Origin of the sequence: Pseudomonas sp. IC_126, assembly GCF_004331835.1 — a bacterium.
Lineage (GTDB): Bacteria > Pseudomonadota > Gammaproteobacteria > Pseudomonadales > Pseudomonadaceae > Stutzerimonas.
In genome coordinates, this window is the sequence record NZ_SJSS01000003.1 from 85595 (window position 1) to 100127 (window position 14533).

At 59.4% G+C, this 14533-nt stretch carries 15 protein-coding genes, 2 tRNA genes and 1 other RNA gene; 9 read left to right on the forward strand and 9 right to left on the reverse strand.

What is annotated here, in order from left to right:
- Window positions 1–3 precede the first annotated feature (3 nt).
- The 5 genes from E0D86_RS11285 to E0D86_RS21395 form a co-directional block, all read right to left on the reverse strand.
- Window positions 4–648, reverse strand: coding sequence for a DUF2959 domain-containing protein (locus tag E0D86_RS11285; protein WP_131650136.1), 645 nt, complete (start codon window positions 646–648; stop codon window positions 4–6).
- A 114-nt stretch (window positions 649–762) separates the two neighbouring features.
- The gene (gene htpX / locus E0D86_RS11290) at window positions 763–1635 is read right to left on the reverse strand and encodes a protease HtpX (protein WP_131650137.1); all 873 of its coding nucleotides are present in this window, start codon (window positions 1633–1635) and stop codon (window positions 763–765) included.
- Window positions 1636–1755: 120 nt separating this feature from the next.
- On the reverse strand, window positions 1756–2193 hold the full coding sequence (locus E0D86_RS11295) for a hypothetical protein (RefSeq protein WP_131650138.1): 438 nt from the start codon (window positions 2191–2193) through the stop codon (window positions 1756–1758).
- A 4-nt stretch (window positions 2194–2197) separates the two neighbouring features.
- The gene (locus E0D86_RS11300) at window positions 2198–3409 is read right to left on the reverse strand and encodes a pyridoxal phosphate-dependent aminotransferase (protein WP_131650139.1); all 1212 of its coding nucleotides are present in this window, start codon (window positions 3407–3409) and stop codon (window positions 2198–2200) included.
- Window positions 3410–3532: 123 nt separating this feature from the next.
- Window positions 3533–3820, reverse strand: coding sequence for a hypothetical protein (locus tag E0D86_RS21395; RefSeq protein ID WP_165914233.1), 288 nt, complete (start codon window positions 3818–3820; stop codon window positions 3533–3535).
- A 46-nt stretch (window positions 3821–3866) separates the two neighbouring features.
- Here E0D86_RS21395 and msrB point away from each other — a divergent pair, with 46 nt between their 5' ends.
- From msrB to E0D86_RS11315, 3 genes are all read left to right on the forward strand, one after another.
- Entirely contained in the window at window positions 3867–4265 is a 399-nt protein-coding gene (gene msrB / locus E0D86_RS11305; RefSeq protein ID WP_131650140.1) for a peptide-methionine (R)-S-oxide reductase MsrB, read from the forward strand.
- Between the two features lie 33 nt (window positions 4266–4298).
- Window positions 4299–4781 carry a glutathione peroxidase gene (locus E0D86_RS11310; protein ID WP_131650141.1) on the forward strand — a complete coding sequence of 161 codons (483 nt, stop codon included), beginning with the start codon at window positions 4299–4301 and terminating at the stop codon, window positions 4779–4781.
- 110 nt (window positions 4782–4891) lie between these two features.
- Window positions 4892–5725 (forward strand): ATP-binding protein, encoded by an 834-nt coding sequence (locus tag E0D86_RS11315; RefSeq protein ID WP_371924069.1) that lies wholly within the window; start codon window positions 4892–4894, stop codon window positions 5723–5725.
- Between the two features lie 166 nt (window positions 5726–5891).
- Here E0D86_RS11315 and E0D86_RS11320 read toward each other — a convergent pair whose 3' ends face one another.
- On the reverse strand, window positions 5892–6575 hold the full coding sequence (locus tag E0D86_RS11320) for a glutathione S-transferase family protein (protein ID WP_131650143.1): 684 nt from the start codon (window positions 6573–6575) through the stop codon (window positions 5892–5894).
- A gap of 125 nt (window positions 6576–6700) precedes the next feature.
- Entirely contained in the window at window positions 6701–7468 is a 768-nt protein-coding gene (locus E0D86_RS11325; protein WP_177493043.1) for a hypothetical protein, read from the reverse strand.
- 213 nt (window positions 7469–7681) lie between these two features.
- Here E0D86_RS11325 and E0D86_RS11330 point away from each other — a divergent pair.
- From E0D86_RS11330 to E0D86_RS11340, 3 genes are all read left to right on the forward strand, one after another.
- A tRNA-Glu gene (locus E0D86_RS11330) sits at window positions 7682–7757 on the forward strand.
- Between the two features lie 19 nt (window positions 7758–7776).
- Window positions 7777–7852, forward strand: a tRNA-Gly gene (locus tag E0D86_RS11335).
- A gap of 298 nt (window positions 7853–8150) precedes the next feature.
- Complete coding sequence (locus tag E0D86_RS11340) at window positions 8151–9080, forward strand: ZIP family metal transporter (protein ID WP_131650144.1); 930 nt, start codon at window positions 8151–8153, stop codon at window positions 9078–9080.
- Between the two features lie 66 nt (window positions 9081–9146).
- Here the strand turns inward: E0D86_RS11340 and E0D86_RS11345 are convergent, their stop codons facing one another.
- Complete coding sequence (locus E0D86_RS11345; RefSeq protein WP_131650145.1) at window positions 9147–10133, reverse strand: NAD(P)/FAD-dependent oxidoreductase; 987 nt, start codon at window positions 10131–10133, stop codon at window positions 9147–9149.
- A gap of 463 nt (window positions 10134–10596) precedes the next feature.
- Between E0D86_RS11345 and ffs the strand changes: the two genes are divergently transcribed.
- The 3 genes from ffs to efp all read left to right on the forward strand — a co-directional run bounded on the left by ffs (window position 10597) and on the right by efp (window position 12742).
- Window positions 10597–10693: signal recognition particle sRNA small type (gene ffs, locus E0D86_RS11350), an RNA gene on the forward strand.
- Window positions 10694–10995: 302 nt separating this feature from the next.
- Window positions 10996–12135 carry an elongation factor P maturation arginine rhamnosyltransferase EarP gene (earP, locus tag E0D86_RS11355; protein ID WP_131650146.1) on the forward strand — a complete coding sequence of 380 codons (1140 nt, stop codon included), beginning with the start codon at window positions 10996–10998 and terminating at the stop codon, window positions 12133–12135.
- A gap of 40 nt (window positions 12136–12175) precedes the next feature.
- A complete protein-coding gene (gene efp / locus E0D86_RS11360) occupies window positions 12176–12742 on the forward strand; it encodes an elongation factor P (RefSeq protein ID WP_003296422.1) in 567 nt (188 codons plus the stop codon).
- Between the two features lie 241 nt (window positions 12743–12983).
- Here the strand turns inward: efp and E0D86_RS11365 are convergent, their stop codons facing one another.
- The gene (locus E0D86_RS11365) at window positions 12984–14432 is read right to left on the reverse strand and encodes a DASS family sodium-coupled anion symporter (RefSeq protein ID WP_131650147.1); all 1449 of its coding nucleotides are present in this window, start codon (window positions 14430–14432) and stop codon (window positions 12984–12986) included.
- Window positions 14433–14533 lie beyond the last annotated feature (101 nt).

Below are 14533 nucleotides of genomic sequence, written 5' to 3' on the forward strand. Positions count from 1 at the left end.
GCATCACTGATTGCTTTGCAGCTGACGAATGAACACGTCGGCCTCATCTATCGCCCGCTGCATGTCGGCCAGTAACTGATCGACGTTCCCCTCCAGCGTGCGGTATTCCCCCTGCAGTGCACCGATGGCGCGAGCGTTGAGGTTGTGCTTAAGGAACAGCACCTGGTCGCGCAGCACGTCGAGCACAGGGTCGATGCGCTTTTCCGCCGCCTTCATGCGTTGCAGTAGCACTCGATAGTCTTTCTGGGTGCGTTCCAGATCCTTGGCGCTGGCTGCCTTCAGGCTCGCATTGTTGTATTCACCAAGTTCTTGTTTCCACTCCCTGAACAATGCATTGGCGACGTCCTCGACCGCCTCGATCCTGTTTCGCACATCGCGCGCGCTGCTCTCGCTGGCTTCGAATTCGCTGTTGAGCGCCTCGTAGCGCTCTTCCAGCTCACCACCTTGAACCTGCACCACGCTGCGATAGCGCTCCAGGGCGTCCTTGAATTGTTCCTTGGCCTGTTGCTGGGAATCGCGGGCATCTTCAACGCGGTCCACTAGAATGTCGCGCTTGTGCAACCCGACCTTTTCCATCGCGGAGTAGTAGGCGCTCTGGCAGCCAATCAGGGCGAGCAGGGCGAAACCGAGCAGGAGGAAGCGGCGCATGGTGATGTTCCTTGTTCGATGAATGCGCTTGGTTCGACAGGCATACAGCCTCTATGTGCAAAGCCTGGGCGAAAAAAAGGGCGGCCTAAGCCGCCCTTGTCCCGCCGCGCTCGATTAGCCGCGCTGACGCAGGGCTTCGATACGATCTTCCAGCGATGGGTGGGTCATCAGCAGTCCGGCCAGGCCGTTGCGCAGAGCACCGTTGATGCTGAAGGCCTTGAGGCTGTCCGGCATGTCTACCGGCACGCCCTGTTCCGCACGCAGGCGCTGGAGGGCGCCGATCATGGCGGAGGTGCCGGCCAGCTGTGCGCCTGCCTCGTCGGCGCGGAACTCACGTTTGCGCGAGAACCACATGACGATGATGCTGGCGAGGATACCTAGTACCAGTTCGGCGAAAATGGTGGCGACGAAGTAGCCGATACCGTGGCCGTCTTCGTTCTTGAGAATCGCCTTGTCGACGAAGTTACCGAAGATCCGCGCGAAGAACATGACGAAGGTATTCACCACGCCTTGTATCAACGCGAGTGTAACCATGTCGCCATTGGCCACGTGTCCTATTTCATGCGCCAGTACCGCCTTCACCTCGTCGGGCGAGAAGCGCTCGAGCAGACCCTGGCTGACCGCTACCAGCGCGTCGTTCTTGTTCCAGCCGGTGGCGAAGGCGTTGGCTTCGTAGGCGGGGAAAATACCCACTTCAGGCATCTTGATGCCGGCGTCGCGGGAAAGCTGTTCGACGGTTTGTAGCAACCACTGTTCATGGCGGGTGCGAGGCTGGCTGATGATCTCGGTGCGGGTACTCATCTTCGCCATCCACTTGGAAATGAACAGCGAAATAAGTGCTCCAGCGAAGCCGAATACCGCACAGAAAGCCAGCAGGCTGCCGTAGTTCTGACCCGTATAGCGATCCACCCCGAGTAGCTTCAGGGTGACGCTGGCAACGACCAGTACAGCCAGGTTGGTGGCCAGAAACAAGAAAATGCGCATCATGTTGCGGCAGACTCCAAGGGGAACAATAAGGAACGATAGGCTATATAAGGTGCCGGTCGGCGCTATTCAACCGAGCGACTATTTCAAGCTATGTCGCCTATGGTGCGGGTGCGCTCAGGGTCAGCTGGAGAGCGAGCTAGTGAAAAGCTCACGGGTCAGGTGCGCCAGTCGTTCGCCATGGCCGTCGCGTAGCGCCTGGCGCATTTGGTGTGCCAGGCTCGAGCGTACCCGGTGCACGCTGGGAGGTAATGTTTCGTCAGCCTGCGCGACGTTGGGAACGGCACTGGTCAAGCGCAGGAAGGCCTTTTCGGTAAGCACCGCCTGGTCGATGGCCAGGAACTGAATGGTGCTTTCGAAGCGTAGGTAACCTTCTTCGGCTAACCACAGCAGTGCTGCAAGGCAGCTTTGGTGTCGCTTGCTGGGCAGGCCGAATTCGTCGGGCTCTTCATGGCCGATCAGGTCTTCCACGTATAGCGTGATCTTCCGCGGAAAGGCTTGGTAAAGCATCAATAGCCCGGCCGCGGCATCTCGCTGGAAGTCGTCGATCTGTAGATCCATTCAGCTACTGGCTGTAGGTCTTAAGGAAACTACCGATGCGACCGATCGCCTGTTCCAAATCATCGACCCGCGGTAGCGTGACCACGCGGAAATGATCCGGCCAAGGCCAGTTGAAGGCAGTGCCCTGAACGATCAGCAGCTTCTCGGACAACAGCAGGTCGAGTACGAACTTCTCGTCATTGTGGATCGGGCAGATCTTCGGATCGATGCGGGGGAAGGCATAGAGCGCACCCATCGGTTTTACGCAGCTGACGCCGGGGATGTCGTTGAGCAGTTCCCAGGTGCGGTTGCGCTGTTCGAGCAGCCGGCCCGGCGGCAGCACCAGGTCGTTGATGCTCTGATATCCGCCTAATGCGGTCTGGATCGCGTGCTGCGACGGCACGTTTGCGCACAGGCGCATGTTGGCCAGGATGTCGAGGCCTTCAATATAGCTTTGCGCCTTGTGCTTGGGACCTGAAATGACCACCCAGCCTGAGCGGAAACCGGCGATCCGGTAGGACTTGGACAGGCCGTTGAAGGTCAGGCAGAGCACGTCCGGTGCAAGCGAAGCGGTGCAGATATGTACGGCATCGTCATACAGAATCTTGTCGTAGATTTCATCGGAGAACAGCACCAGTTTGTGCTGGCGCGCCAGTTCGACCATCCCCTCGAGCACTTCGCGAGGGTAGACCGCGCCGGTCGGGTTGTTCGGGTTGATCAGTACCAGCGCCTTGGTGTTCGGCGTGATCTTGGCCTTGATATCCGCCAGATCCGGCCACCAATTGGCCTGCTCGTCGCAGAGGTAGTGCACCGGTTTGCCGCCCGCCAGGCTCACGGCGGCGGTCCAGAGTGGGTAATCCGGGGCTGGGATCAGTACCTCGTCACCGTTATTGAGCAGCGCCTGCATGGACATCACGATCAGCTCGGACACGCCGTTGCCGAGGTAGATGTCTTCGATGGTCACGCCTTCTACCTGCTTCTGCTGGTAGTACTGCATGATGGCCTTGCGCGCGCTGAACAGACCTTTGGAATCACTGTAACCTTGCGCGGTGGGCAGGTTGCGGATCACGTCCTGAAGGATTTCTTCGGGGGCTTCGAAACCGAACGGCGCCGGATTGCCGATGTTCAGCTTGAGGATGCGATGACCTTCCTCTTCCAGTCGTTTGGCGTGCTTGAGCACCGGCCCGCGGATGTCATAGCAGACATTGGCGAGCTTGTTCGATTTGCTGACCTGCATGATCCTGAGTGTCCCGAAGTGAAGACGTGCCCGGCTCTCTTTGGCTGGCGACGTTTGGCATGAACCCGGGCGCCTTGGCAGCCTGAAACCCCGCTGCCAGACTAGGCGTCTAAGAGCAACGCATCATACGTGCGGCCCGATCACCGGAAAAGGTACAGATCCGCCTTTTTTAGAGAGGGTCTGTTCCGCTTCGTTTGCCGCCGCGCCGGCGCCCTGTTTTTGCGCGAGGCAAGGCATGAGGAGAGAAGTTTGGTTGTTCCAAATGAACGACGAATAACGCAGCATCGCGCAAAAACAGGCCCGGCCCTTCGGGTTGCGCGGCAAATCTCGCCATGCGGCGTTGCGGGACTTGGCAAGGGAACAACCATTACCTGCGTCCCGCGCCTTGCCTGGCGAGATTTGACGCAGCAACGCGGCTGGCGACCGAAACGGAAACAGACCCTTAGGAGGTATACCAATGGACAAGCTAGAAAAACCGCTTGAAACCTGGCGTGAAGAGCTCTCCGACGAGCAATTTCAGGTCTGCCGACTAGGCGCGACCGAGCGCCCCTTCACTGGTAAGTACAACGACACCAAAACCCCTGGCATCTATCATTGCGCCTGCTGCTATGCGCCGTTGTTCGACTCGGACGCCAAGTTCGCGTCCGGCTGCGGCTGGCCGAGCTATTTCCAGCCGGTCAGCGATACGGCCATCACCAGCCTCGACGATTTCAGCCACGGCATGCATCGTATCGAGGTCAAATGCGCCCGCTGCGATGCACATCTGGGGCATGTATTTCCGGATGGCCCGGCGCCGACTGGCATGCGCTACTGCATCAATTCCGCCTCTCTCGATCACAAGCCGCGCGACGCCTGACGGCCCATCGCAGTGCCTTACCGGGACACCATCATGTGCGATCCGCTGTTCGAGATTCCTTGCATCACCATTGACGGCAATGAGACCACCCTGGCCGATTTCGGTGGCACCGCTCTGCTGGTGGTCAACACGGCCAGCCAGTGCGGCTTTACCCCTCAGTACAAGGGGTTGGAGGCGCTCTGGAAACAGTATCGCCAACAGGGGTTGGTGGTGCTCGGGTTTCCCTGCGATCAGTTCGGCCATCAGGAACCGGGCGACGAAGCGCAGATCGCTACTTTCTGCGAACGGTACTTTGGTGTCAGCTTTCCGCTATTCGCCAAGGTTCAGGTCAATGGTGGTGACGCACATCCGTTGTTCGTGCAACTGAAGAAGCGCGCACCCGGTTTGCTCGGCAGCAAGGCGATCAAATGGAATTTCACCAAGTTTCTCATCGCTGATGGAGGTCGCTCGGTGGAGCGGTTCTCGTCGCGTACGGCTCCTGAGGCGCTCGCAGAGCGCATCGAATCCCTACTTTAATCATGCTGCGGCACTGCCTGACGCATATGCCGCGCCTGTTCATCTGAATATCTGGAGTTGTTCGAGTGGATGCCGAGCTGAAAGCCTTTCTGCAACGTGCCGATGCGCTGATGACGCGCCTGGAACCCCTGCTGCCAGCGCCGCGAGCGCCAGTCGATTGGAGCAACAGCCTGGCGGCACGCTGGCATCGTGAAGGGCAGGGTGGTTATTTACAGCCACTGCAGGTGTCGCTGGACCTGAGTCTGGCTGACCTGATCGGCATCGACCGGCAGCGCGAGCTGCTGGCGAATAATACTCGCCAGTTTGTGTCCGGCCTGCCGGCAAATCACGTACTGCTCTGGGGCGCGCGCGGGACCGGCAAGTCTTCGTTGATCCGGGCAATGCTGGCCGAGCATGCACCGGCAGGTCTGCGCCTCATTGAAATCGAGCGGGATCATCTGGCTGACCTGCCTAAAGTGGTCGATCAGCTCGTCGGCCAGCCTCAGCATTTCGTAGTGTTCTGCGATGACCTGTCATTCGAGGCGGGCGAAGGTGACTACCGCGTACTGAAAAGCGTACTGGATGGTTCCCTGGAGCGAGCGCCGGAAAATGTGCTGCTGTATGCCACGTCGAATCGCCGGCATCTGGTCCCTGAGCGCCAGAGCGATAACGAGAATTGGCAGATGATCGACGGCGAACTGCATCCCAACGAGGCGGTGGAAGACAAGATCGCCCTGTCGGACCGCTTCGGGCTCTGGCTTTCGTTCTATCCCTTCACTCAGGAGCATTATCTGAACGTGGTGCGGCACTGGGTCGGCTCGCTGGCCGAGCAGGCCGGCCTCACCTGGAGCTGGGATGAGGCGCTGGAGAAAGATGCGATTCGCTGGGCCACGGCACGCGGTAACCGCAACGGCCGCTGCGCCTATCAGTTTGCGCGGCAGTGGGTAGGGATTCGTTTGCTCTGAAACTTGGGTTCAGACGCCAGATATAGCTGCAAGCGGGTGTGTTTGGCTTTGTGCTGAGCCGGGAATGATCGAGTCGCCGCGGGCGGCCACCACGGAGTCGACGTACCCGCTGCTCTTATAGGTGGGCCGCCCGGCGCGAAGGCTTTTGGCTTCGGGGCAGGATGAATCAATCCGGCTGCTTCGCCTTCTTACCCATCTCGATGAGCTTTGCCGTCATGCGCTGCTCGCCCGGTAGCACGCTTTCCACCGAAGCAAGCCCTTTCATCCGGATGAAGTGAGCGGCCAGTGCCGGCCAGCGATTGGCATCAATCAGTTCGCCGCCATGTTCCATGTTGATCAGCTGGCAGGCGAAGGCGAGGTCCGCCATCGAAAGCTGGTCGCCGACAAAGTACGTTTTGTCGCCGAGTTGGCGCTCGAGATAGTCGAAGTGCGGCGGTAGCTTTTCGTTCAGAGCGGCCTGCACGCTTTCTTCGTTACAGGCGTGACCGGAACTTGGCTTCAGCACACGATTGCGGAAAACCCCGAAGGTCGTCAGAGGCGCTAGTTCGTAGTCGGCGTACTTCTCCAACCAGCGGATCTGCGCACGTTCCACCGCACTGTTACCGTACAGCCGAGCCGTCTGTTCGTACGTTTCTTCTAGGTACTGGCAGATTACGCTGGAGTCGGCGAGGCTGAGTTCGCCATCTTTGAAGGCTGGGATACGGCCAAGCGGGTTGAGCTGCAGATACCACTCAGGCGGTGTGAATGGCATGACGACTTCTAGCTGGTAATCCAGACCCTTTTCCAGCAGGCAAAGGCGTGCCTTGCGAACGAATGGCGACAGTGGGGCACCGAACAAGGTCAGGGACATTGATTTTTCTCCGCGGCAGGACAGGCGCGGCGGAACCGGTGAGTGGATGAGTATTGAGGTGCGAAGCACCGGAGCACGATGCGTTCGCCGCTCAAGCCATATCGTGCACTCGTCCGGGCCTACGCCTAGTAGATGTTGTTCTTCTTCCAGTCATCTTCGCTTTCGAAGTTCTTCAAACCTTCGGTCAGCTCGCTGGGTTCGTCAAGCTTCGGTTGTTGCTGAGTCTGCTCGAGCTTGTTGGCATGGGTGTAGTTCGCTTCGAGCTGCGCCAGTTGGGATTGGAATTCGGCAGGGTTGGGTTGCTTGCGGACGTGCTGAATGCCGCGTTCGAATGCGAGACGAGCCTTGTGTGCACTGCCTTGCTTCAGAGCCTGCTGGCCGACATTGGTGAAATATTCAATATGCAACATCACCGTCATGTGCTGGATGTGCTGGATCCAGCGTTTGGCTGCAGCCGTATCGAGCTGGTTCTGCTTATTGGCCCAGACGATCTGCGCGTAGAGGTCTTCCAGCCGCAGGCGAATTTCTTTCGCCTGAGCTTCTGTGTCTACTTTGACTGGTGTGTTCTGCACCTCGATCTCGTCGCCCTTGGCGACAGCGCTGCGCAGCGTGTCAACTCGGGCACTCACAGTGCTGTTCTTCTTGTCCAGCTGTAGCAGTCGTTCACCCAGATGCAGCTCCAGCCGCGCCAGCAGCAACTTGAGCGCTGGCGTCATCATTTGGGCTGGTAGACCATCGGACAGATTGGCGCAGCGACGCATGCGATCGCCTAGCTCAGCTCGAACGCGCGCTTTCTCCAGGTTGTTCTTTTCGACGATCTGGTTGATCACACCAATGGCTATCAATATGAACAGGCCAGCAACGACCAATCCTGCAATCAGAACCGGGGACACGGGGCGCACCTCTCTAACCGGGCGGTTTCTGCCGAGTGTAGAGCGTTAGATGGCAAGCTGATAGCTCAAAAGCAGCTTCAATTAATCGACCTTTAAAAAATTTCAGCAAGGCGCTTGACGGCCCTATTCGAGCTCCATAGAATGCGCGCCACTTGCAGCGTGAAGCACAACACAGACGCTGGAAGCCGGAAGAAATATGAAGTTCCGGGCTGCGTCCCCTTCGTCTAGTGGCCTAGGACACCGCCCTTTCACGGCGGTAACAGGGGTTCGAGTCCCCTAGGGGACGCCATTTTTGTTGTAGATGTAACGCGGGAATAGCTCAGTTGGTAGAGCACGACCTTGCCAAGGTCGGGGTCGCGAGTTCGAGTCTCGTTTCCCGCTCCAAATAAGCTGCGAAAGGTCAAGACCAATCGCAAGCACAAAGAAAGCGACCTAGAGTCGCTTTTTTTGTGTCTGCAATTCCTGTCCGTTGTCACATCGAATGCCGGGCAGCCGCTCAAGCTTGGCCCAAGCCCAGCATCGCTCAAAGCCCTGGCCAAACTCACCGAGCCCGTTACGGTCCTATCCCATAGACGCTCGTCGTGCTTCGTACGCAGCGGGGGCCGCTTGGTAGAACGACCGCTCGGTCGGCCCCTCCGTCAGTTACGAGCGACGAAAAGATTTCGATATCGGGGCCTTCATCATGGCAAGCACTCAAAGCGCCGCAGCAACGCTGCGCTCGGCATGGATTGCCCATGCACAGGCAAATCCCGTCGTCGCGCTAGGGCTCATCGGTACGGTTCTGGTCGTGTTGATATTGCTCGGCGCCAGTGCTTACAGCGCATTTCAGAACGGCGATGAAAGCAATATCCGCTATGCGCTGCTCGGCGGCACGGCAGGCTTCGCGGCGACGGCGCTGGGCGCGCTGATGGCGATTGCGCTGGGTAATATTTCCACGCGCACCCAGGACAGCATGCTTGGCTTCGCCGCCGGCATGATGCTCGCGGCCAGTTCGTTCTCCTTAATCCTTCCGGGGCTCGCGGCAGCACGGGATCTGTTCGACAGTGGCCCTGCGGCCGCATTGACCGTGGTGGTGGGCCTCGGCTTTGGCGTGCTGTTGATGCTCGGGCTGGATTATTTCACGCCGCACGAGCATGAAACCGCCGGTGCCTTCGGGCCTCATCACCAGCGCATGAGCCGGGTCTGGCTGTTCGTGTTTGCGATCATCCTGCACAACATTCCGGAAGGTATGGCGATAGGCGTGAGTTTCGCCAAGGGCGATCTGGAGGTTGGTTTACCGCTCACCACCGCGATTGCCATCCAAGACATTCCCGAAGGGCTGGCCGTTGCGTTGGCCTTGCGCACAACCGGCCTGTCCGCCTGGCGAGCGATACTGGTCGCGGCTGCGTCAGGCCTGATGGAGCCACTCGGCGCCGTGGTGGGCTTGGGCATTTCCAGCGGTTTGGCTGTCGCTTATCCGGTCAGCCTCGGATTGGCCGCTGGCGCGATGATCTTCGTGGTATCGCACGAAGTGATTCCCGAGACTCACCGCAATGGTCATCAGACGCCAGCGACGGTCGGTCTGATGGGTGGTTTCGCGGTGATGATGTTTCTGGATACCGCGCTGGGCTAGTAAGGAAACATCGATCTGCCGGTTACCGATATCGCTGCGCCGCCTCTGATGACGGCGCAAGTCTGGTCAAAGTTGCTCGAGCAGCCGCCGTGCGGCCTCTTGGCCACTGAGCCAGGCGCCTTCGACGCGGCCCGACAGACACCAGTCGCCACACGCATATAGCCCAAGATGGGTATCAGCCAGTGCGCCCCATTCATGGGACTGGCTGGGGCGTGCATAGAGCCAGCGATGGGCAAGGGTGAACTCCGGTGCAGGTACGACGCAGTCGATCAGCTCGGCGAATGCGCCGTGCAGGTGCTCGATCACCGATTCTTTGGGCATATCGACATGTTGTCGGCTCCAGGCGCTACTCGCATGCAACACCCAGGTGTCGAGATGATCGTCGCGTCCGGGTCTGCTGTGATGGCGGGCCAGCCAGTCAAGGGCATCGTCCTGAACGAAACACGCGTCGACACTGGTTTCGAGCGGCTTGGCGAAGCCCAGAGCAACGGACCAGGTTGGTTCCATGGCGACACTGGCGGCGACGGCGGCCAGCTTCGGTGCCGCAGCGAGCAATGTACTGGCCTGAGGGGCGGGAATGGCGATGACCACCTGACTGAATGGGCCATGGTTGTTTCCCTCGGCATCCACCAGTGTCCAATATTCCTCGCCTCGGAAGACTTCCGTCACGCGGCAGGAAAGCTTGACCTGCAGCTCGCCAAGCAACCCGGCGGCAATTGCATCCATACGCGGGGTACCGACCCAGCGCAGCTGCTCGTCGGCCGAAGGAGACAGTTGGCCGTTACGCGATTGGTAAAGGTTGGGTGACCACTCAGCAGCCCAGCCCTCGGCTTGCCATTGATGGACGGTCTCGGTGAAACGACGATCGCGGGCGGTGAAATATTGGGTGCCGAGGTCGAGATGGCCAGCGTCGCTGCGTTTGCTGGTCATGCGTCCGCCGAGTCCGCGGCCTTTGTCGAACAGCTGGACGGACTGCCCTGCGGCACGTAGTGCCTGCGCTGCGGAGAGCCCTGCGATGCCGGTACCGACAATGGCGATAGGAGCTTTGCTCATGCTTACCTCTTTCGATAGCGCCGCCAGTCTCCGCTGCGCGACAACTGCGCTGGTTCGTTCGGTCCTGGTGCCGTTTGGAGAGCAAAACGGCGATGCTGATGCCTTCTCTATCCTCAAACAGACCGTAGGTTTTGCCTAGGGGTTCGGATCGATGAAGCGTGCGCGGCGTGCTTATTTCCTTGCGGACTGACGAGTGGTGGGGCCGGTGAGTAGGGCTCGGGCGTGCTTTAAGTTGGGCCCGCTCATGAAGCTTCGTGTCATTGGTCTTGCTGGCCGCAGGCGCTTCGTTCGTCGATAAGCCAAGCCTGCAGCGTCATCGACGTGACGCGACGCCGCCATTTGGTAGTCTCGTTAAAGCCCGACGAGTCAATGCGTTAGCGCGTAAAGGGATTGGTTGTAAGTTGGGAATAAGCCGGTACAATGGCGCCGCTCGCCGCCAGGCGGGTTTCGTTATGGTGGGCCCTGCCGGTCCCCTCGCAACGATCAGCCGTGAACCCGGTCAGGCCCGGAAGGGAGCAGCCGCAGCGGTGACATTGTGTGCCGGGGTGTGGCTGGTAGGGTTCACCTCCATAACGACGATCTCATTCCCCCTTATTTCTATCGTTCGATGCACCGACCTCTTTTATGAGATTCGGCGAGTCTGCGTGCCCACTTGTTTCTCATGATCAATGGCGGACGGCAGTCGAAAGCATAAAGCTTCGCGCCGAGGTCGGGCCTCTACAAAGGAGCCAACGCGCACCGAACCATTGTAGGAGGCGCGACCTCGCGGCGAATGCAGGCCGCAGGCCCGCCGTGATCTGTATTCTTCGCGAGTATCATCCAGGCTCGATTACCTGGCATCTCTCGTTCAAGGAGTATTGGTTTGTCGGTCAAAGCGAGCTGGGACATCTTCTGCGTGGTCGTCGATAACTACGGCGACATCGGCGTGACCTGGCGTCTGGCGCGGCAGTTGGTTGCCGAGCATGGTCAGCGGGTGCGTTTGTGGGTCGACGATCTCGATACCTTTGCCCGACTCTGCCCGGGTAGCAGCGCCACGGCCAGCCAGCAATGGCATGACGGTGTCGACGTGCGGCACTGGCTGCCCGAATGGCCTGGCGCCGAGCCTGCGGACGTGGTGATAGAAGCGTTCGCCTGCCAGTTGCCCGCCGCCTATATCGAGGCGATGGCCAATAGCGAGCGCCGCATTCTCTGGCTCAACCTGGAATACCTGAGCGCCGAGGACTGGGTGGTCGGCTGTCATGCTCTGCCTTCGATGCAGCCCGATGGCCTGCAGAAGTACTTCTTCTTCCCGGGATTCGAGCAGGGCACTGGCGGCCTGATTCGCGAAGGTGACCTGATGGCGCGAAGGGAGGCATTCCAGTGCGATCCGACGCTGCGCGAAGCTTTTCTGCAGAGCCTTGATTTAACGGCAGAACCCGGCGCGCGATTGGTCTCGCTGTTCGCCTACGAAAACCCGGCCGTTGCGGGATGGCTCGATGCATTGGCGGTGGATACACGCCCAACGCAACTAATGGTTCCTGAAGGTAGGGTCCTCGGCGATGTCGCACGCTGGCTAGGGATAGAGCAGCTTCGAGCCGGCGATCGCCATAGCCGTGGGGCGCTGCAGATCGCTGTGCTGCCGTTCATGACTCAGAACGAGTACGACATGTTGTTGTGGTGCTGCGACTTCAACGCCGTGCGCGGCGAGGAATCGTTCATCCGCGCGCAGTGGGCTGGGCGCACATTGGTCTGGCACATCTACCCGCAGGAGGAAGATGCCCACTGGGGCAAACTCAACGCCTTCCTCGAACTCTATCTGTGCGACCTGGCGCCAGCGGCCGCCGTCGCGCTCAAGAACTTCTGGCATGCCTGGAACAAGGGCGAGGGGAGCGGGGCGACTTGGTCCGACTTGCTCCGTCACGAGGCCGAGCTGATCGCCCATGCCGAACGCTGGACACACAAGCAGGTTGCCAACGGCGATCTAGCCGGAAAGCTGGTGTTTTTTTACACAGATTGGCTATGATACGCGGCCTGTTTTGTCTCTAATCCCATCGGATATTCGTATGAAAACCGCACAAGAGTTCCGTGCCGGCCAGGTGGCCATCATCAACGGCGCACCCTGGGTCATCCAGAAAGCCGAGTTCAACAAGTCCGGCCGTAACAGTGCCGTGGTCAAGATGAAGCTGAAGAACCTGCTCAATGGTTCCGCTACCGAGACCGTATACAAGGCCGACGACAAGCTGGAGCCGGTGATTCTCGAGCGTAAGGAAGTGACCTACTCCTACTTCGCTGACCCGCTCTACGTCTTCATGGACGAAGAGTTCAACCAGTACGAAATTGAAAAAGACGACCTCGAAGGCGTGATGACCTTCATCGAAGACGGCATGACCGACGTCTGCGAAGCTGTCTTCTACAACGACAAGGTGATCTCGGTCGAACTGCCGACCACCATCGTTCGTGAAATCGTCTATACCGAGCCGTCCGTACGTGGCGACACCTCCGGCAAGGTCATGAAGACAGCCCGCCTGAAGAACGGTGCAGAGCTGCAGGTTTCCGCCTTCTGCGAAATCGGCGACTCGATCGAGATCGATACCCGTACCGGCGAGTACAAATCCCGCGTCAAGGCCTGACCTTCGCAGGATGCAAAAAGCCCGGCGATGCCGGGCTTTTTTGTGGGTGGCTGACCAGGAACGGGAGGATTAGCAGCGCCTTCGCGATTCAGCTGGAATCTGTTCCTGTTTCGGCGCGACCGCACCGGAACCCGGCGCGGAAAGTTGTGTGGCTCGTAGGGCCGAGCTTGTTCGGCTTCTTCAATCTTGCGGCCGAATGAATTCGGGCCCTACGGTGCAGCTGCAGAATGGTGTCAGAGGCTCAGTTGGCCCAGAGCCAGCCGACCATCAGATAGCAAAGGCCAGTCACCAGGAACACACCAAAGATGTTCAGGGCGAAACCGGCCTTGATCATCGACTGAATGCTGACTTGACCGGTGCCGAACACGATAGCGTTCGGCGGCGTCGCCACCGGCATCATAAAGGCGCAGCTGGCGGCGATGGCGGCGGGAATCGCCAGCATTTCCGGTGGCAAGCCCTGTGCGACGGCCAGTGCGCCGAGCAGCGGCAGGAAGGCGGCCGCGGTAGCGGTATTGGAGGTGATCTCGGTGAGGAAGGTAATCACCAACGCAACCAGGCCGATCATCAGAATCAGTGGCAGCATACCGAAGCCCTGCAGGCTTTCGGCAATCCACTCGGCGAGCCCTGAAGCGCCGATCACACCGGCTAGCGACAAGCCGCCGCCGAACAGTAACAGAACCCCCCACGGGACTTTGTTGGCGGTAGCCCAGTCCATCAGGAACACCCGGTTCTTCATGTCGACCGGGATGAGGAATAGGATTAGCGCCGCGGCGATGGCGATGCTGGTGTCGTTAACGCCATCGATGTACTCGACCAGAAACGGCTGGAAAATCCACGCCGCCGCAGCCAGGCTGAACACCACTGCGACCATTTTCTCTGCCTTGGACATGGGGCCGAGCGTAGTCATTTCCTGTTCCAGCATGGCGCGGCTATCTCCGCCGGCCAGTTTGAAACCGCCACGGGTCAGCCACCACCAGATGAACAGCAGCATGCCGACGCTAACCGGCACGCCTAGCAGCATCCACTGGCCGAAGCCGATATGAACGTCATAGGTGTCGCGCAGAAAAGCGGCGAGCAGGGCGTTGGGCGGTGTTCCGATCAGAGTCGCGATGCCGCCGACGCTTGCCGCATAAGCGATACCCAGCAGCAGGGCGGTGGCGAAGCGTGTGCATTCTTTTTCCTCGCTGCCTTCAACGAGCAGGGCAATCACGGAAATGCCGATGGGCAGCATCATGATGCTGGTGGCGGTGTTGCTCACCCACATACTGATGAAGGCCGTGGCGATCATGAACCCCGCAATCTGCCGGCTGGGCGCGTTGCCGACGGCCAGCAGCGTCGCCAATGCGATGCGCTTATGCAGGTTCCAGCGCTGCATGGCCAGGCCAAGCAGAAAGCCGCCGAAGAACAGAAAAATCGTCGGGTTGGCATAGGGCGCGGTGGCCTTAGCCAGCGTATCGATACCCAGCAAGGGAATCAGCAGGATGGGCAGCAATGAGGTGGCCGGGATCGGAATGGCCTCGGTGGCCCACCAGACGGCCATTAACGCCGCCATACCGACGGTTAACCAGGCGATGTCCGAGAGCCCGCCAGGCGGATCGGTCAGGATGCAAAGCAACAAGAGCAGCGGTCCGAAAAAAAGGCCGATGGAGGCTGCCAGGGTCGCTCCTTTGTTCTCTGGTGAATCGGTCATGAAGGTTCCTCTTTCGATGACCCGGCTGCGAGAGGGCGTAGGAAATCTGGGTCAAATGCAGCGCGAATTCTACAACCATTAATTAGCAAACGAATTAGTGT